This is a genomic window from Stenotrophomonas sp. KH_052 (assembly GCF_057838755.1).
In genome coordinates, this window is the sequence record NZ_CM174475.1 from 2358299 (window position 1) to 2376468 (window position 18170).

Annotated in this window: 10 protein-coding genes; 6 read left to right on the forward strand and 4 right to left on the reverse strand. The window is 57.9% G+C overall.

The annotated features are described in order from the left end of the window. Positions 1-12 precede the first annotated feature (12 nt). Positions 13-627, forward strand: a complete 615-nt coding sequence (locus AC3ITW_RS10950; protein ID WP_442245956.1) for a flavodoxin family protein — start codon at positions 13-15, stop codon at positions 625-627. 144 nt (positions 628-771) lie between these two features. On the opposite strand, the gene AC3ITW_RS10955 is transcribed toward AC3ITW_RS10950, so the two are convergent. From AC3ITW_RS10955 to AC3ITW_RS10970, 4 genes are all read right to left on the reverse strand, one after another. Continuing rightward, entirely contained in the window at positions 772-1257 is a 486-nt protein-coding gene (locus AC3ITW_RS10955; RefSeq protein ID WP_017354472.1) for a hypothetical protein, read from the reverse strand. A 273-nt stretch (positions 1258-1530) separates the two neighbouring features. Further along, positions 1531-4287: a caspase family protein gene (locus tag AC3ITW_RS10960; protein WP_164171420.1), complete on the reverse strand. Its 2757-nt coding sequence runs from the start codon at positions 4285-4287 to the stop codon at positions 1531-1533. 57 nt (positions 4288-4344) lie between these two features. Then, a complete protein-coding gene (locus AC3ITW_RS10965) occupies positions 4345-5910 on the reverse strand; it encodes a hypothetical protein (RefSeq protein WP_164171419.1) in 1566 nt (521 codons plus the stop codon). Between the two features lie 353 nt (positions 5911-6263). Continuing rightward, on the reverse strand, positions 6264-7121 hold the full coding sequence (locus tag AC3ITW_RS10970) for a BrxR family helix-turn-helix transcriptional regulator (protein WP_146027645.1): 858 nt from the start codon (positions 7119-7121) through the stop codon (positions 6264-6266). Positions 7122-7239: 118 nt separating this feature from the next. Between AC3ITW_RS10970 and AC3ITW_RS10975 the strand changes: the two genes are divergently transcribed. The 5 genes from AC3ITW_RS10975 to AC3ITW_RS10995 all read left to right on the forward strand — a co-directional run bounded on the left by AC3ITW_RS10975 (position 7240) and on the right by AC3ITW_RS10995 (position 17849). Beyond that, positions 7240-8661 (forward strand): Wadjet anti-phage system protein JetA family protein, encoded by a 1422-nt coding sequence (locus tag AC3ITW_RS10975; protein ID WP_164171575.1) that lies wholly within the window; start codon positions 7240-7242, stop codon positions 8659-8661. A 1-nt stretch (position 8662) separates the two neighbouring features. Further along, on the forward strand, positions 8663-9319 hold the full coding sequence (locus tag AC3ITW_RS10980; RefSeq protein ID WP_102947213.1) for a DUF4194 domain-containing protein: 657 nt from the start codon (positions 8663-8665) through the stop codon (positions 9317-9319). After that, positions 9306-12725 carry an SbcC/MukB-like Walker B domain-containing protein gene (locus AC3ITW_RS10985; RefSeq protein WP_164171574.1) on the forward strand — a complete coding sequence of 1140 codons (3420 nt, stop codon included), beginning with the start codon at positions 9306-9308 and terminating at the stop codon, positions 12723-12725. The genes AC3ITW_RS10980 and AC3ITW_RS10985 overlap by 14 nt, the downstream gene beginning before the upstream one ends. Beyond that, positions 12722-13933 carry a Wadjet anti-phage system protein JetD domain-containing protein gene (locus AC3ITW_RS10990; protein WP_102947211.1) on the forward strand — a complete coding sequence of 404 codons (1212 nt, stop codon included), beginning with the start codon at positions 12722-12724 and terminating at the stop codon, positions 13931-13933. Before AC3ITW_RS10985 ends, AC3ITW_RS10990 begins: the two co-directional genes overlap by 4 nt. A gap of 91 nt (positions 13934-14024) precedes the next feature. After that, positions 14025-17849, forward strand: a complete 3825-nt coding sequence (locus tag AC3ITW_RS10995) for a hypothetical protein (RefSeq protein WP_239518989.1) — start codon at positions 14025-14027, stop codon at positions 17847-17849. Positions 17850-18170: the final 321 nt, after the last annotated feature.

Genomic DNA, 18170 nt, shown 5'->3' on the forward strand with positions numbered 1-18170 from the left:
GAGTACTGAATGATGCTAATCACCAAGCTCGTCGTAGTCATCGTCGCGCTTGCCGCTGGGATCAAGGTGATTGATTGCTGTGTCGTGTGGGCAGCGCGACGAAGGCTGGAGAAACTTCAGAAGCAAAAGGCTCCGGCCCCATCGAGATCTCCTTTACCCGATGCCCTGGTGGTCTACTACTCTCGCTCTGGGCACACCGCCTTAGCCTCTAGTTATCTGGCGAACCAGTTACACGCCGATCTGCGTGCTGTCGAAGCATTTGACTACTCATTGGGCTTGGCCGGGTGGGTGAATGCTATGGCTGATGGGGGTCTTGATGACGCGTGGATAAATCCCGCGTGGATGGATCTAGCTCCCTATGACGCTATCTATTTGGGAACACCCATCTGGCGTGGTTGCCCAGCGCCGCCGGCTTGGGAGTTTGTTAGGAGCAACATGTTCCCTGGGAAAAAGGTCGTACTAGTCACTACATCCAGAGGATCATGGAAGCAGTCAGCTATTGAGCTCCTTGGGCGAGAGATAGTTCGACGAGGTGCGCGATCATTCGAGCATCGGCCTTTGGCGCGCAAGCGTGCCTGGTTCAGAAGATCGGACCCAGATGATCTCAGAATTACGGATCTGATGTGACCGACCTACCATGAATGCCCCCGGCCAATGCTGCGTTTAGTCGGCACCCCTCGCCTTAGCTAGCGCTATGCCAATCGCCGCGTCGCCCCTTGCTGCACGCTCGTCAACGGCCTAGGGCCGTCCCGAGAGTTTCGTGAGGTGGTTTCATTCGCGATTGTCGAGCCGTCCGTTAGACAACGCATGCTGGAGAGCAATCGCAACCTGCGTCGCGGCGTAGACCCAATCGTTGTCTTCTTCGTACGGATCCACTTCCGAATCTTCTTTGCCACCATGGAAGAGGTTGTTGCGGACTTGCCGCATGGCTTCCACCAGCGCGACCGCATCCGATTCGGCATCCAATGGGCAGGGGCAAAAGCGGGCCACCAAGTTCCCGTTCTCTTCAATAATCATCTGCTTCATGGGGCGCTCATCGCGTTGACAGAGAAGGCGCGCACGCGCCGACTCAGGAACCTCTGACGCGAAATCGTCGCCCAACTTTCGGACGCGCTCTTGCACCTTGCGCCAAGCCACGTCGGACGTCGGTTGCCCCGTCCGGTCTTTCCGGAAGAAGTCCCCGTGCCGTCGGAGCTGGAATTCCAGTTTGCTCACGGTCTTGAGAAGGTCGTAGGCGAGATTGGCGCTTACCGGCATTTCAGCATTCTATGTGAGTAGTGTGAGGTCCGAATCGCAAACTGCCACAGCGAAGGCACAAGGACCACCAAGAAATGGCGCTACTTGAGAGCCGCCTATCACGCGGGAGGATGTCATCCTGTAGGCCGGGCGTCGCACCTCATCTAGATTCTTGACCTATAACCGCTTCGGGCTGGCAACGCAGGTCGGCAGTGACTTGGGGCAACTTTGCCTAGACACCGCTAAGAATACTTGGACGGGGTTCGCGTGAAGGCCGCGCTTACGATTCGCCTCTCAGTAGTCGTCCATTGATTGCAGGTGAGTGCTGCGCTTCGACTTGGTGGCTGTCGAGTCTAGGTCGGGTTCATCTCCGTTCACCGTTACCCACTCGATGAGAGGGCCCAGGTCGGATTGGCGGCGGGCTTCCGCATACAGCTTGCTATAGGCGGCCATGGCGTATATCGGCGACAGCATGAGCTCCGCTGCCAAGGCGAAGACATCGGACTCGGGTGGCAGCGACACAGTGGTGAAGGCGTCGCTGTCGGCATCGGTGTGGCGCTCAGCCAGCGCATCCAGAAGACGCCGACGGAGTGCTTGCTGGAAGGGGCTATGGGTGGGATTAGGACACCTCAGGCCGTCTTCGACCGGAACCCAGGTGTCCAGTGACCAGGCGGGGGCGAGCACTTGCGGGGTTGCCGCGTCGTCAATCCCCTGTGCATTACCCTTCAGAGTGCCCATAGCCTGGACAGAAAGCCGATTTCGCAACAACCAGCGGTCATCAACCGAACGCTGCCAGAGAGTCCATAGACTCCCACCGGACCGCCATTGGCCGATCTCCTCGAACAGTTCGGAGGCCAGTCCGCCTCGCGCCTCCAGCTTTGAGGCAAGGCTCCATGAGGCCGCCAGCGCGGGTGGGTTACGGAGCGGATGGGCCACGTTCGACAGGCCTAGCCATTGCGCGAGCACCGCAAAATCGGATAGACCCTCCCTGATTTCCTTAGGAACGGCTGCAACGCATTGTCCAACGCTATCGATGTGCTGCCCGCCCCGCTGGAAGGCAGCGAGGGCCGCGTACAAGGCCCACATCGGGCTGGCCATTGCTTGCTCGGTTGATGGCACCGCCACCTCACGGCCGACTGTAAGCTGCGCTCGCGCCGCCTCCGTCGCAAGCCCGATCGGATCGAACAGCAGTGACGCACTTCCCATCCGGATCAGATGGATGGAGGCAGTCGCCAAGTCGAGCATTCGTGCGCCCTGAGTGTCCACCATCGGAGGGGTTGGCGGAGCTGAGGTACAGTCAAGGTAGATCTCGGTACGCCACCCCTTAATCACCGGGACGACCAGTCCGTCTTCATTCGACTCGCCCCAAGGGCTGGCCGTTCGCAGTGCGAGGCTGCCAGCTGTTGCTGCTAATTTGAGGTAGGCGTAGCCGAGCCTGTCGTCCGTACCACTGTGGATGAGGCGCTCCTCCAAGGTTGCCCCTACAATGGAACTGAGGTGCCACTGCCGCCACGGTGGCGCGGGGTTTAGAGCCCCGTCGGGACTGAAACTGGAGTCGCGCGCGAAGACAAAGACCTCACCGATTTCGCTGAGATCGCGGCTTGGCTCCGTCGGAATCATCGAGTATTCAGCGGCATGAAGGGACTGATATTCGTGCGTGGTTGACGTGCCGATGACGGGCGCAGCCGCGGAAAATTCGGGCCCGGGCAACCGCTGGTCGAGGGGCGCATCCGCCACAACGAACAGCGATTGCGTCGATTCGGCCCCGACGTGCACCAGGGCTTTGTAGAGTCCCGGAGCTAAGGACAGCGAGACCACTCCCGTACCGATGCTGACACGAGCGTAGCTAGCATCGAGCACCGTGATCTGCGCGTTGGGATTGTCCGTCCTCAACACCACCGGCTGCGCTGCAACCTGGTCGGTTCGCAAAGCGGGCATGTCGATAGGTGCAGCAACGGGAGGGGTGTTGCCTGCAGCTGGCAGCACCGGGTAGGGAACCTCGAAGGCGAGGTCGGGTAGATTCCCTGGTGTAACGACGAGATGCAGACCCGGGGTCAGCTCCACGATGGGATGCTCGAGCTGGCGAAGCTGGCTACTGCGTAGCTGCCCATTTGGCGCCATGTCGGTGGGCGGCGCGGGTGGGTAAGGAGAGATGTCAGGATCCGGTTGCCGGTCGATGGCCGCGGATTTAGCAATGATGCGGCTCAGGTCGACGGCAACCCGGCGTGGGAGCGCGGAAGCTGGCGCCGACGCCGGGCGCTGATATATTCGAATCCGCTTCGTTGCGGGAGTCAGTGGTGGCGTGTATCCGGTTTCCTGTTCGTAGCGATCGGCCCATAGCACTTGGAAGTAGTCCGCGACGGCGCGATCCGTCACCCATCCGTCGGCGTCAGGCGGTGCGCTGCGCAGCGCGTCCAGTAGGACGCTAGTGAACAGGCCGCGAGACTGCCCGGCCGGGCCAATGTTGCGCTCAAAGGACTGACGTCCCCGCGGCGCTCCATACGCCTGGAACAATCGGACGTGTGCCGTTCGTTGCCGGTCCGGCGGGGTCCAAGTCGGTTCGAGCACCTGGCTCGCCTTGAGTACGTCCTGGCAGCAGTCCGTTACCAGGATGATTTCATCAAAGAAACCCGCGTTGGCGATTTTCGACGCATAACGTAGGACGGCGATATGCGCCGTATCGCCGTTTTGCGCGACGGCCGAGAATAGTGCCGGGTCGTGGATCGTCGAACCTGCTGTGAACCCGTGTCCGGCGAAGAACAGATACAAGCGCTGTCCAATGCGGTCATGCCATCCGTTCGGGGTGCGCAGCCATAGATTAAGCGCCTTCTTGAGCTCCTTCTCGGTCGGGTTTGCGTCGTCCGGGGTCGCTGCCACGCCATAATCCTGCGACCGTATGACTTGGATACGTCGGGTGTCCAGGTCGCCGTACTCCGGATCGAGGAGCCATTGCCGGAACTCTTCGCCATCGTTCTCAGGTCCATGGAGGTCACTCAGGCCGGGATAGCGGTTAATTGTCAGCACGATCGCGTAGTGATCATCTCGCGGCATGTCCACATCTCTCCCTGTTGCGTACACAAGGGCACCTTTGGCGTGCTCTCGAAGATGTCACCATCCGCCGAGGAGGCTCTCAACGCTGAGCAGCGTATCTTCGTCGTCGTCGAAAGCTCCGTGATCAATGCTTGTGCTGTTCAAGCCTGCTGTCTGTCCTTGGGACTTGGACCAGATCGTACGGTTCGGTGCAGCTCCGAGCCACGCGCGGACTGCACCTATTTCGGGAAACTTGCTATCTGAGTAGATGTGGTGCCAAGCGAAGAAGCGTTCCATGCCCAGCAGCGGCATGTCCGGTTCGTCGACGAGCGTTCCGTCGGAATTTTGGCGCGATTCGAGGACACCCGACACCAGATAGAGGAGGGAGCTGGGATAGATGAAGCGCTTCCAGTCCTGCCCATTGGGAAATTTAGAGTCGTCTCCGACGACCTGATCGTCCCGTTCGAATTCATCGCGCATGCCAAACAAGCGGAAGTGACGGATGCGATCGCCATGTTGGGTGATCGTGGCGGCAAAGCGCTCGTAGGTGATGGCGGGCGCCAGGAACACGACGTCGAATGCAATCTCGGCCGGCAGAAGCTCTGATGCCTTGTCAAGCCAATTGGCGATGTAGACGGCGCCAGTGCTGTGGCCGACTAGAGTGATCCTCGATAGCAGCCCTTCAGAGGCATGGGCGGCACGCAGCCGCTCCAGCAGCGCAGTTCCGGCATACAGGTCGGAGCCGTCGCCGAACGCATCGAGTGAGTCCTGCTTCATGCGGTTCCACTGGAGTGCCTTGCCCCATTCATTGAGTCCACTGCCACCAAAATGAACACCACGCAACACTTCCTCTACGACCGTTGCATACAGGCCGTGATCGCGTTGATCCGCGTACCGACGCAGAACACCCTGCAGGATGCGCTTCACCAGAAGGGCAACTTTGAACCAGACGATCAACCCGCGGCCTCCCTCGATCCCGGCGACCTGCGTTGATACCGCCTGCGAGAACGGGGTATCTCGAACGCTCGCTCCTCCCCCGATGAATGCATCGCGTGCTTCGTCTAACGCGGTTGGCAGGGTTTGCATGGCGACCACAAACTCGCTGTCGGTTTGCAAGTCGGCTTCGATCTCGGCGTCGTCGATCAGCGCACTCGCCGCACGCGCACCTGAGGGCCCAACTACAGGTTTGAAATCACGGTAGGGCACGTGATTGCGACTGGGATCGCTCCAATATGTATCAACTGCCTGGCGGACCTTCTCTGCATCGACGTTGCCCGGCGTGATGGTCCGGGCGCCGTTGCTACCTCCCAAGCGGCGGAGCGCGTGCTCTAGCGCCTTGCGCACCAGATTCTTGAATACCGGCTCATCCGGCAGCTCGCGCAGGTTGTTGCGGATCGTTTCAACGAAACCCGACTCCCACACGGAAAAAACCGGATAGGCCGATTGAGAAAAGCGCCCCTCAAGTCGCTGGGCAATACCGATACCCGCGGCCTTGTCGACCAGGCCCCCGTGAAAGTAAAGCAGCAAATGACCACGCCCGTCCTTACGAAGCGCCGTGACGATAGCGTCGATATCCTCTGGCTTCGTATCGGTTCCGGCACCGATACAGCCGTTGCGACTGTGGATTTGATGCAGACTGCCCATACCTAGCCCCCTGTGACCAGAATGATGCCAACCCAGAGTGCCATGAGTTTATGAAGTGGGCAATCAGTAATCGCCTAGGTAGGGATTGGTCACCTCAATGCCGAGTAAGCGAAGGGCTAGAGTTGAATGCCCCGGACCATGCCGCAGCTGGGGCGGTAGTTTGCATTTGGCGCTCGATCGATAGGGACACGAGGGCACGGCTCATCGACCGGATCATTGAGGTACAGACGGAGAATTGGCTTTGAATGCCAATGGCGTCCATCTGATACGGTTGCTATGTAGGGTAGCTACCCAGGCAGGGGTAGCGCGGTATCCGTGCCGGGCCTCAAGTTTGGCTACGATCATGCCATCCGCTAATTCAGCTCGCCAAATAGCCACGGTTGGATCGCGGTTGGATCGTCGACGCAGAGGTGAAATTCGTTCGGCGGCTCCTTCTCTGCATCGGTGGCGCAGCGCAGCTCATGTAGTCGGTATTGGAGTAGTGCTGCACGGGTTCTTAACCTGTAGGCTGCCTTACCTCCGAAATACTCGATACGCACCATATCCTTCTGATCTGGTGTCAGATGCGGATGGGGGACGATCGACAGCTCTACCTGTGTCTGCCAGGCGGCGTCCTGGCTAGGCTCGGCCCGCTCTGGCCGAGGATCAGCCAGCTGTTTCAAGCCGCTCAGCCGATTTATAGACAGGTCCAGGAAGCGTCCGGCTTCCGCCTCGTCCTCGGCGATGACAAATGCGCGAACATGCCAGCGCCTGCCTGCCTGCACCAGCGCATGAGGGAACAGTCGTTTGGTGCGAGGTGCTGGGTTGCGCATGGAACGGTGCTCGCCAACGAGCCCCTTGCCCTCTCTGCAGGCACGATTAAGCAGTGCGAAGTGGCGTCGTTCAACGCCGCCGAGGATAAGCTGGGAGCTCTCGATAAAGCCTGTAGCTTCCTGGGGGCGCTCAAACGCAAGGTACTCTTCGATCAGCCCTTCGGTTAGGAGGGGTCTGAAGCCAGACATCGCCACGTATCCGCGCACATGGCTTCGGTACTCAAGGCCGCCTCCATTGAGTTCAGCATATTGGGTTAACAATCGACTTACCGTGGTGATATGCAGATCAAACACTTGGCGTACTCGCTCATTGGTGACTTGCCCCTCCCAGAGGAGCAGCGTTTCGATGGCTCGAAGTGTTTCCGGACTTTTGTTTGGATTGGGGCGGGGGCGGGGCATGGGGCTGGGCCGGGGTCAGATGACACGCAGCTTAGCATTGATGCTAAGTTAGCGTTTATGATATGTTAGCGTTTATGCTAATGTGAAGTAGACAGCCCAACTTCTGTGGAGTTGCACAGTGTCCAGCTCTCTGTTTGAGGTACTGCCATCGCAACTCTTTCGCCCATTGGCCTCGGCAAATCGGGAGAACTACTGGCGGCTGCTCTTGGGTCTGTACGAAGAATTCTTCGGGCCAGAGGCTGAGGTTCCCCCGGCGACCGGCTGGGAACGGCGGCAGTTGACGCAGTTCATCGAGAACTACCTCGAACACGATGACGCTTGGCAGGCAGAAGAGGGGGTAGGCCAGCTCACTCCGCTCAACATTCGCGCCAACATGTACTTGAGCCATCTCACGGAGAATGGCTGGTTCGAAGAAGAGCAGGTGGGACTCACGCGCACTCTGTCCATGACTGCTGTGGTAAGCCGTTTCCTTGCCACCTTGCAGGTCTTCACAGAAGACACGCCGGCGATGGTCGGCGCGAAGATGCGTTCCATTGAAGACACATTACGTCGGGTGCTTGATCCTGCAAGCAATGTCTACGGCGACGACTTCGTAAACGCCGGCGACAGCGCCCATGCGCTTCTGTCCGGGATTGCCGCCATGAGTCTGAACGTGCGTACCCTACAGCGCGAGATATTCAAGTCCGCGACCCCCGGGGCGGCTATCCGTCGGTTGTTTGAAGACTACATTTCCAAGCACGTCATGGCTGACTATGCGGACTTGGCTGGCGCCGATCACCCCCTCGCACGAAAGGCGCAGGTGCTGAGCCTAACTCAGGAAATCCATTACGGGGATCATCGGGAACGGATCATCGTGTGGTTGGCCGAGCGACGCTACAAAGGTGATAAAGGCACGGCTGAGGCTGTCTATGAGAAGGCGGTCAGGCGATTGAGCAATGTCTATCGTCTGCAAGACTACTTCGATCGCTTGGGCCAGGATCAGCGCCATATCGAGCGTCGCATGCTGGCCATGATCGAGTACCAGCTTCGCGCGCCGGGCCAGCTCGAGAGACGGATCAAAAAGGCTATCGCCGGAGTCAATGCTGCGGAGAACTTCGACGCCTCCATGCCCGTTGGGCCCGGAGCATTGCTTTCCGGTGAACTCCTGTTTCAACCACGCATCGCCCGTCCGCCCATTCCCAGGACCGCCGATTCTCCCCGGCAGATGACAGCCGAGCAGGAGGCGCGGATGAACCTGCACAGGCGTGCGCGTGATGCGCGTACCGCCATGCCAACAGAGGTGAGGGTGTACTTGCAGGGTGTCATGGGAGGAGGCAGGCAGATCCGGGCGTCTCAGCTTCCCATCACCGGTATCAAGCAATTTCGAATGGTGCAGACGCTGTCCACCTACGCACAGGAAGCAATGACAGGCCTCGGAAAGAAGCACCATGAAGGAATTTCAAAGCGACTACCTGGATATCGCTTCCAAAGCGCCGGTGATGAACGAATTGCCGGGCCGTATTTGGACATGCCGGACTTCTACATCACCAAGGTGAAATGACATGGCACGCCACTGGGAAAAGGCGCTTAGCCGCGACACTATGTACGAGGAGCAGGACTACGAGCAGGCGGCCTATCGGCTAGTAACCCACCAGGTCTTGTCCGCCTCGGACCGGGCGACCCGGAAGGATTACGGCATTGTCAGCCGAAATATCAATGACTTTGAGCAGGTAGTTCGTCCCCTCGGCATCGAGCTGTTGCACGACACCAACTACCAGTACATCGTGGCGCGGCCCGTGCACGTACTGACCCAACAGCGAGCCAGCAAGGACGAAACCCTGCTGCTGTTGGTGCTCGCCGGCGTTCATCATCGCGTCCGTTTCGAGGGGCGCGAAGAGCCAAATGGCGAAACTTTCGTCGATTTGCCTGACTTGCAAGAGCACTACGAGAAGGAAACGGGCAGGGACTTTCCCTCGCCTGGGGACTTCCGCTCTTTGATGGCCAAGTTCAAGCGCTGGGGGATTGCTGCCTTTGAGGACAGGGACGATGTACGGAATCAGCTCGCGAAGGTTCGCATCCATCCCGCGATCGGAGATCTGCTGCGGAAGGAATACTTGAGCCATCTGGAATCCTTCCGCAAGGAAGTGGCAGGTGAGGGGGATGCAGCTACTTTCGACGCAATGAATGAAGTCACGGAGGATGGCAATGTATCTGCTTGAGAAATTTCACCTGGTACAGTTTTTCCTATTCCGTGCCGAAACCCTGAGCTTTAGTCCTGCAACGGGCATTGTGGCGCCTAACGGATCGGGAAAATCTGCGATTCTGGATGCGATGCAGATCGTCTTGTACGGAGGGGATCAGAATCAAATCGATCTCAATGCGCAGTCAGGGGGCGTATCAGGCACTCGGGGGCGTTCAGTGCGCGAATACTGCCTCGGTTACTATCGCGGTGACGAGCATATTCGTGAGAATGCGACGTCCTATTTGACCATGGTGTTTCGCGACACTGAGGGCGAATTGCCGCCGGTTTCGGTTGGCCTGGCCCTGGGCGCATCAGTGGGCGACCCAAAGCTGCACGTCTACGGGCGCTATGTGGTCCAAGGGGTTGCGCTCGCGTTAGATGATCATCTTGAAGCGAACGCCGAGGCGGAACTTTTGCCGTTGGCCTGGGGAACGTTCAATAAGCTGATGGAGGACGCAGTCAGTCGCGTGAATGGTAGGCTCGCAGTGCCTCCGTCGGCGGAGAAGCAGGTTGAAGCAATGTTGTTCGCCTTGCGCCCCAAAGGAGGGGGCAGCATCGACCCGAGAGCTTTTCGGCGAGCGATGAAGAATGCGCTTAATCTGCAGAAAGTTCCTGACACCAGCAGCTTTGTTCGAAATTACATTGTCGATGCCCATCCTATCGAGCTCAAGAACTTCCGCTCCCAGCTCGACAATCTGCGCTCGCTTCAAGCCAAGGTTCTGGAAACACTGGACAGGCTTGAGTACGTCAAAAGCTTGATCGCAGCCGGTCATAAGGCTACTCAGACTCGGATGCACGCAGCGACCTATAGGGCGCTGTTGGATGACTATGAGCGTGAACAACACATGGATGCTGTTGATGCGGCACAAACTACGCTGCATGAAGCGCGGGACAGGCATCAGGCAGCGCAGAACGCAGTCGACAGCGCCAAGGCAGAGCATGATCGACTCAACGGCGTGCACATCGAACTAGAGCTTCAATCAGCAGCAGATCCGGCGATCAGTGCCGCCCGTGACCTGGCCAGCGAACGAGAGAGATCACTTAGACCTATCAAAACCAATGTGGCCCAGGCCCTTCGCGAGGTGGTGGCGGGCTTCGAGAAGGCCAACCGCGTGAAACCCGATCTCGGAGGCTGGCAGCATCTGGCGATGCCTTGGGTTGAGCTTCTTGACGCGGTTTCCAGCACATCCGTATCCGATGCGCTTGTGCTTGACGTTTCGCAGGCCTCGGCAGCATTGCGCGAGTCCAGCATGCGGGTTGCTCCGATCATCCAGTCGGCAAGGCGTCAGCTAGACCATGACGAGCAGAGGCTGTCCAAGCTCGGAAATGAGCTTAGGATCGCTAACGAGCAGATCAAACGCATCCAAGAAGGCAAAGCGGAACTCCCGCCGGCCGTCCAAGCAGTTGTGAACATACTTGGAGATAAAGGACTTCTGTGCACGCCCGTCTGCGATTTGGTCACGGTCACAGATGCTGACTGGGCACCCGTAATCGAGGGATTCCTTGGTCGTTCGCGCACTGCCCTGGTTGTCCGTAGCGGCAAATTTGAGGATGCCTTGTCCGTTTTCAACAAGATTCCGTGGGATACAAAGCCGGATTCAGTACTGTTGGTGAACCCGGTGAAGTCGAAGGCGGATATGGGTGTAGTTCCGCCAATGGGTCTCGCGCATCTGATCGCGGGTGACAATCAAGTGGCGGTGGACTATATCCGTCTTCGACTCGGCCGGCTGGAGCGATTGGAGCGCGTCACTACGGATAGCCCTGAGGGCTTCACCCGTACTGGCGAGCAGGCTGGACGTGCTGATTTCGGCCGTCGACGCCCCTTGTCTGCAACGGAACTGGTGCTGGGACGCCAAGATGCCAGCCATCGCCTGGCGGTGCTTCGGCAGCAGCGCAGCACGTTGGGGCAGAACGCAGCCGAGTGCGAGCAGGAGGCGAACCGGTCGCGCCAGTTGGTTGAAGCCCTTGAGAAGTTGGTGGGACTTGAAGGACGTATCCAGGACATTGAAAGATGGCTGAACTCGCACATTCAGGAGCAATCCGCGCTTGATGCAAAGGCGGCGATGCAAGAGATCGCAAGCGCACCTGATCTCCTTGCTCGTCAGCTGCTCATCACAGAGGCAAGGCGAGCTGCCTTGGCAGCACAGTCGAAGCTGGAAGAAAGCAGCAGAGACGTCGGAACTCATGGTGAGGCTTTCCGGCAAGCACAGAGACGGCTAGACGAGCTTGCGGATAGAACCAACGGAATCTGCTCAAAGGCGGCTCTCAGTCGCCGCAATGAATACGTGGGTGATGAGTGGTTCGAAACAAAACGCGATGAGTTTGATGGTTCCGGCCTATCGCTGCATACGATTGTGGCGAAGATCAGTGACGCTACGGTTAGAAGTGGCAATCAGCTGTCTTCCCAAGTGCAGGCGTTGGCAAGTGACATGTCCACGTACGCAAACCAATTCGATCCTCAGATGGATATCGCGGTGGGCGACCTGGGCGCCATGTGCGAGACAATGGCTCAGGAGAAGCAACGGCTAGAGGAATCCGAGCTCCATCACTACCAAGTGCTTTCCGCGGAAGCTGCAGAAGCGGCAGAGCAAACGTTCAAGGTGCAGATCGCCGCCCGCCTGAGCGACCACTTCGCCAGCATGCGCAGCACGCTCAATGAGCTGAACAGTACGATGGAGCGCTTGCCGCCATTCTCGAACAACGAGAAGTATCACTTCGTCACCAATCTCAATAAGGATCATGAGTCGCTGTACAAATTCATACTGAAGGTGGCTGGTGCGGGACTGGAGGGGGATATCTTCTCTGGCCAGGTGGATGCTCCTCCTGAGTTCAGGGCGATGCTTGAGGGAAAGGATGCAGAGGCCAACAGGCTTCTGGAGGACTATCGCAATTTCTTCAACTTCGAGATTGACGTTCGCAGCAATGGTGTGACGGTGACCGACTTCTCAAAGCGCATGGACAAGGGTTCCGGGGGCGAGCACCGCGCGCCTCTTTTCATCGTTGCTGCAGCGTCGATGGCGCGCGCATTGGGAAAGTTGCGCGGTGATCAAGGCGGCATGTCGCTGATAATTTTCGATGAGTTGGGTGACAAGATTGACTCAGTGAATACCCGTGCCGTCTTTGAGTACCTGAAGGCATTGGGCCTTCAGCCCATCGTCGCGGCACCGGACGATGCCTTGGGTAAGATCAACGAATCGGTGGATACCTACATCGAGATGTACCGTGACGACGATCTTATCTCCATCAAACACGTCCGCATTGATGACGATGGTCATGTAATTCTGGATTCCGACAACTGGCGCAAGCATCCCGAGCTTCTCGAGGAAGAGCTCAAGCGTGTTGAAGCAAGTCGAATGCCCCATGGGGAAGGGGTCGTTGCATGACTATAGCCCGGGCCTTCCTGACGTCAATTTTCAATCGCTCCCAGAAAGCAGTGAGTCGTGGCAAGGATGAGCGAATAGCTCTCAGGCTGACAGAGTCATCATGCCCAGAGTTCTTCAGCCTGCGCAGCATCGAGGATGCAAGAGCGTTTCGTTCCGAACTTGAACTGGCTGAGCGCTCTGGAGCCATCGAAATCAAGGCCAAGGTGATGGTGCAGCCGCCTCTAGATGTTGCGGGCGTTGCCGTACTGAACCTCGCAAAGCTGGCGAACTTCTTGGGCGCACGACTTCGTCGTGATTCCGTATCAGAGGCCCGTTCCATGCTGGACACTCACACCGGCCTTTTCCCCGTACTGACCGAGGTCATTGAGCGCTGGTCGCTGGGCCATAAGGTTCGCGGGCAAGAGGCTACCGATGCTTCTGTAGCGCAAATACTGGATGCAATCAGACTCATTTCAGCAAGGCGAGGTGTCGTCAGGGACGAACTGTTGCGCCGGGTTTCGGCCATGATGTTTGGTGACAGCAAGCGAGTGGAGGGCATCGTGAAATGGATCGATTTGCTTTGGTTCAACTCTATTGCACCATCTGGACTTGATAGTAGCGAGGTCTTCTCGGCCATAGGCCTGCACAAGGAACCATTGCCCGTACTGATCTCAGGTCCGCTTACGGTTGTTACGTCGACTACGGTGGTGGGAGTGGTTCATCCATATCTCGGCTTCGCTCCTGCCCACATCGCTGGATTCGTGCCGAATCCAGCCGTGCCGAGCTGGCGTGTTCTTACCATTGAGAATCGACAGACATTCCATGAGTTTGCTGAGGCTGCATCTGATCAGGTCGGCCTCGTACTGCTCTATACCGGTGGTATGCCGTCCCCATCCTGGAGACAGGTCTACATGCTGATCTTGAAATCACTTCCTCGCCAGACAACTCAGGCGTTCCATTTCGGCGACTTGGATGAGGGCGGGATGAGGATTGGCGCCGTCATCGCAGGATCTGCCGCCGAGGCGGGGTTCACCCTGAAGCCGTGGTTGATGGATCCCAGGGAGCTCATTGGTCTCGGTTACGCTCTCAAGCCAACGGCTGAATCGGTGTCTAGCGCAATGTCTCGAACTTGTCGATCCATCGGGTGGAATGACTTGGCCATTCATGTGGAAACGCATCCGGGGACGCTGGAGCAGGAGGTTCTCCTTCCACAGTTTCCAGGCTCCTAGAATTCTGGGCAGTCTGACCTAGGCGACAAATTGCTTTGCGCCGTCTTTAATGCCTTGATGCGCGTGCCCCGATCATTGCGGGAAGGGAATCATGAGATTTTTTGAACTTGATGCTGTAGATATCACGGCGCTCAGTGCTGGCGATCTGCGTGAATTGGTTGCCCGTCTTTGCGAAGCGGAGGTAATCCAGCAGGGGCGTCGGCCGAAGAGCGTTATGTGGGGAGGTGCGCAGGAGGCACCTGATGGCGGTTTGGATGTCCGTATTGAGGCTATGGACTTGCCGTCCAACGACGGCTTTGTTCCTCGTGGGATCTGCGGTTTCCAGGTCAAGAAGCGTGCTATGGGTGCGGCGGCATGCAGGGACGAGATGTTGGAGGGTGGCACCCCAAAGCTCGTACTTGCAGATCTTGCCGATCGGAATGGTGCCTACATTATCGTTAGTGGCAAGGACGATTGTTCAGACAGCATGTTGGCGAGTCGAGTGCGGGCGATGGAGGCGGTCGCGGGGATCCTTCCTGGAAAAGCGTCTCTGCGCGTTGACTTTTATGGTCGAGATCGATTGGCGACTTGGCTACGGCGGCATCCAAGCGTTGCGCTGTGGGTTCGTGCGCGCCTCGGCCGCCCCTTGTCCGGCTGGAGGCCTTTCGGGAGGTGGGCAGCTACTCCCCCAGCCCAGAACGACGCATTCCTTGTTGATGACCACCCCTGCGTGATTGACGCGAACTCGAGCGCAAAGACTCCCATGCCTGTTTCTGAGGGCATACATCTAGCTCGAGAACGGTTGCGCCGCCGCGGTAGTGCGGTTCGCATCACCGGCCTCTCCGGAGTGGGGAAGACGCGATTCGCGCAGGCCCTGTTTGAGGCGAACGTTGGTGAGGAGGCCTTGTCACCAGCTAGCGCAATCTACGCCGACCTGGGTGAGAACTTGACACCGACGGCATCCGAGCTAGTTTCATACATCGTGGCTAACGATCATGCGGTTCAATTGGTGCTGGACAACTGCCCGCCAGACGTGCATCGGCAGTTGCAGAAGCAGGTCTCCGCAAGTAGCGCGATGCTCAGCCTTCTGACAATCGAGTACGACATCTCGGACGATCGTCCTGAGGAAACCGAAGTGATCCACCTCGAGCCGTGCAGCGAGGAGACGGTCTCGATGCTGATCCAGCGGCGGCACCCAGACATCGGGAAGTTGAACGCTGGCAAAATCGCCGAATTTTCCGGGGGCAATTCGCGCATCGCGATCGCGCTGGCCAGCCGGGTAGATGCAGATGAGACGTTGACAAACTTCTCCGACGAGGACCTTTTCCATAGGTTGTTCAGTCAACGAAAAGGAGCGTCCAATGAACTTCTGGAATGCGCTGAAGCGCTATCGCTCGTCTATTCCTTCAATGTTTCCTCGTCCGAGTTCAATGATGAGCTTGGCGTCCTAAGTGCCGTCGTTGGCCTCGATCGTCGTGGTCTGCATCGGGCTCAGGCTGAGTTGATGCGTCGTCAGCTCGCGCAGAGTCGTGGTGAGTGGAGAGCAGTTCTTCCTCATGCACTTGCCAATCGTTTGGCGAAGCGTGCGCTGGAGAACATCCCTGTCGACGCAATCAATGCCGAGCTGCTAAAGCCAGAGAACCTCCGACTTTTCGTCTCATGTGCGCATCGACTGGGATACCTGCACGATTTCGGGCCTGCGGTTCGGATGGCAAATAGTTGGGTGAGCCCCGGCGGACCGCTGCATGATATTGGATCGTGTAACGAAGGCACGCTGTCTGCATTGCTATACATAGCGCCGGTATTCCCGGAGACCGTGCTGCAGCTGATCGAGAACGCCGCAACCAAGCCAGGCTTTGCCTCGCGCGAGAACCGAAACTTCAGGTTGTTCGTGCGCCTGCTGCACCAGCTAGCTTACGACGAGGATAAGTTTGATCGTGCTGCGACGGTCATGCTGAAGTTCTCCGAGGCCGAGAAGTCAGGTGAGAACAGGGACAGCATAGTTGGACAGATGCGGCATCTGTTCTCGTTGCACCTGTCAGGTACGCTGGCGCGACCAGAACGGCGGTGCGCGTTTGTCAGCAAGCTACTCGAGTCGGGCACCGAGAGGCATCGCGAGATCGCAGCCGAGCTGTTCCATGCTGCGTTCGAAGCGACGCACTGGACGTCTTTCTCGGCGTTCGACTTCGGTGCACGTAGACGTGATGCTGGCTGGCAGCCGCGAACGCGTGCCGAAGAGCTCGAGTGGTATGTCGGCTTCTTGAACTTGCTGCGACCGGCGCTTACATGCGATGACTTGACTCTTCGCGAATGGGCGCGCTCACTCCTGGCAGGTCATTTTCGGGAACTATGGACGTTTGCGGGCTGTTTTGATGATCTCGAGGAGATAGTCAGAAATCATGCTTCGAAGGGGGAGTGGCCGCAGATGTGGGTCTCGGTAAAGAAGACGCTTGGCTTCGATGGCGACTCAGCTCATCCCGACCTACTGGCTCGGCTGGAGTCACTTTCGCGCGTTGCGGCACCATCCGACCTCTATTCGGAGATCGAGGCCTATGTGCTGTCCAATACTTGGGATCACATCGAGAGTAGGGGGGAGCAAGTAACCTTCAGTGACGAGATGATCCAAGAGAAGATCATCTCTCTTGGTGAGATGGCCGCAGCAGAGCTAAGTTGCTTAGAGCGATTGGGTCCAGGGATTTGGTCGGGCGAGTTCGATGCACTGCATCCTTTCGGCATTGGGCTGGCGCAAGGCAGCGTCGACCTACTTGCTACTTATGAGCGTCTCTTGAGCCTGGTGCAACTGCAAGTGCCTGCGGAGCTCAATCCACAGATGCTTCGAGGCTATATCAGCGCTGCGCACGATATCGACCCCGGCTTGGCCATGGTGATGCTGGAGCGCGTGCTGGATCATCCATTGTTGCGGGCGTTTTTCATCTACCTGCTCAGCGCCATCAAGATTGGCCCATGGGGGTTCAATATGCTCATTGAGTTGGCACGAGGGGAAGAGTTCGAAGCGTGGCGGTTTGGTCAGCTTGCCTATGGCCGCATGCACGAGTCCCTTACCGACAGCGAGCTCACGGAACTATTCACCATATTGAACCAGCGGCACGATGGCTTCTACACCACGCTTAGTGTGCTGGAAATGCGATTCTTCGCGGGGAGAGGCGGAAACTATGCGCCGAATGAAGATCTCCTTTCGGCAGGGCGCGTCGCCATTCGCGGTCTACTCGCGGGGAAGTGCGGACAGACTGAACTGAAGCGCATCCGAGGGACCAAGCGCATCGCCCAGCAGTGCCTATCTGAGTCGGCTCCAGAACAGGAAGTCAAAGAGATCGTGAGGTTGCTTTGCGAAGGGTTGGATGATCTCAGAATTCGTAGCTCTGACTTCGAAGTCCTCATCACAACGCTATTCCGCAACTTCCCGGAGATTGTCCTTGGAGAGATCTTCACGGGCGACGATAGGGAGCGTCGTTTGATTGATCACCTTTTCAAGTATAGGTTCGGAGGTACGTCGCCGTCACTCAGTAGTATACCGGTGGATCGACTGGTTGCCTGGTGTCGTGGCGATCAAGATCGGATCGTGCGCGTTGCTGCAGCGACTTGCGCCTACTCAACTGTAGAGGCAAGCGATATACCACTAGAGCATCCCAAACGCGTTGTCCTCAGTGCGTCCATCAAAGGCTTGCTGGAAGCCGCAGTGGACAAGCAATGCATCGTCGATGTGATGTTTGCCGGAATCCAGCCCATGAGTTGGTCTAGCTCGTTGGCTGACATCATAGAAATTCGGGCCAAAGCTTTTGCTGAGCTGCTGGAGCATCCATTGGCTGAAGTGAGAAATCTTGCGGCGGAAAGGCTTGAACGGGTCGAGCTCACAGTGAGAAGAGAGCGACAGCGGGAGGCGCAAGATCAAAGTCGACGGGAACAGCGCTTTGAATGATGCGTATGGGTGAGATGGAGCCGGCTAGTCATCTTGGTGTTGCGCCCCGCATAGATACTCGGTCCTGTTGGCTCATTGTGAATTCGATGTCCAGCCGATATGGGGCCAGCTGGCATCGCCAGGTGAGCCGCTCCAGGTTGTGACGCCCAACATGGCCCAGTCGGATCTGCTGGGCCGTGGGCGTATGCAGGCCGACTACCTCAACGGGTAGCGGGGCGGCGTGGCAGCGTGGGTGCAGGCTGCGCTCGCATAGCGGTCCTTCCAGTTCTTACGCCAGAAGGGCTGTCGTCAGCGATAACAGCCTGTAGTTAAGCGTCTAGG

Coding starts and splice junctions, on each gene's coding strand:
- AC3ITW_RS10950 (WP_442245956.1), top strand. CDS start 13: ATGCTAATCACCAAGCTCGTCGTAGTCATCGTCGCGCTTGCCGCTGGG.
- AC3ITW_RS10955 (WP_017354472.1), bottom strand. CDS start 1,257: ATGCCGGTAAGCGCCAATCTCGCCTACGACCTTCTCAAGACCGTGAGC.
- AC3ITW_RS10960 (WP_164171420.1), bottom strand. CDS start 4,287: ATGCCGCGAGATGATCACTACGCGATCGTGCTGACAATTAACCGCTAT.
- AC3ITW_RS10965 (WP_164171419.1), bottom strand. CDS start 5,910: ATGGGCAGTCTGCATCAAATCCACAGTCGCAACGGCTGTATCGGTGCC.
- AC3ITW_RS10970 (WP_146027645.1), bottom strand. CDS start 7,121: ATGCCCCGCCCCCGCCCCAATCCAAACAAAAGTCCGGAAACACTTCGA.
- AC3ITW_RS10980 (WP_102947213.1), top strand. CDS start 8,663: ATGGCACGCCACTGGGAAAAGGCGCTTAGCCGCGACACTATGTACGAG.
- AC3ITW_RS10985 (WP_164171574.1), top strand. CDS start 9,306: ATGTATCTGCTTGAGAAATTTCACCTGGTACAGTTTTTCCTATTCCGT.
- AC3ITW_RS10990 (WP_102947211.1), top strand. CDS start 12,722: ATGACTATAGCCCGGGCCTTCCTGACGTCAATTTTCAATCGCTCCCAG.
- AC3ITW_RS10995 (WP_239518989.1), top strand. CDS start 14,025: ATGAGATTTTTTGAACTTGATGCTGTAGATATCACGGCGCTCAGTGCT.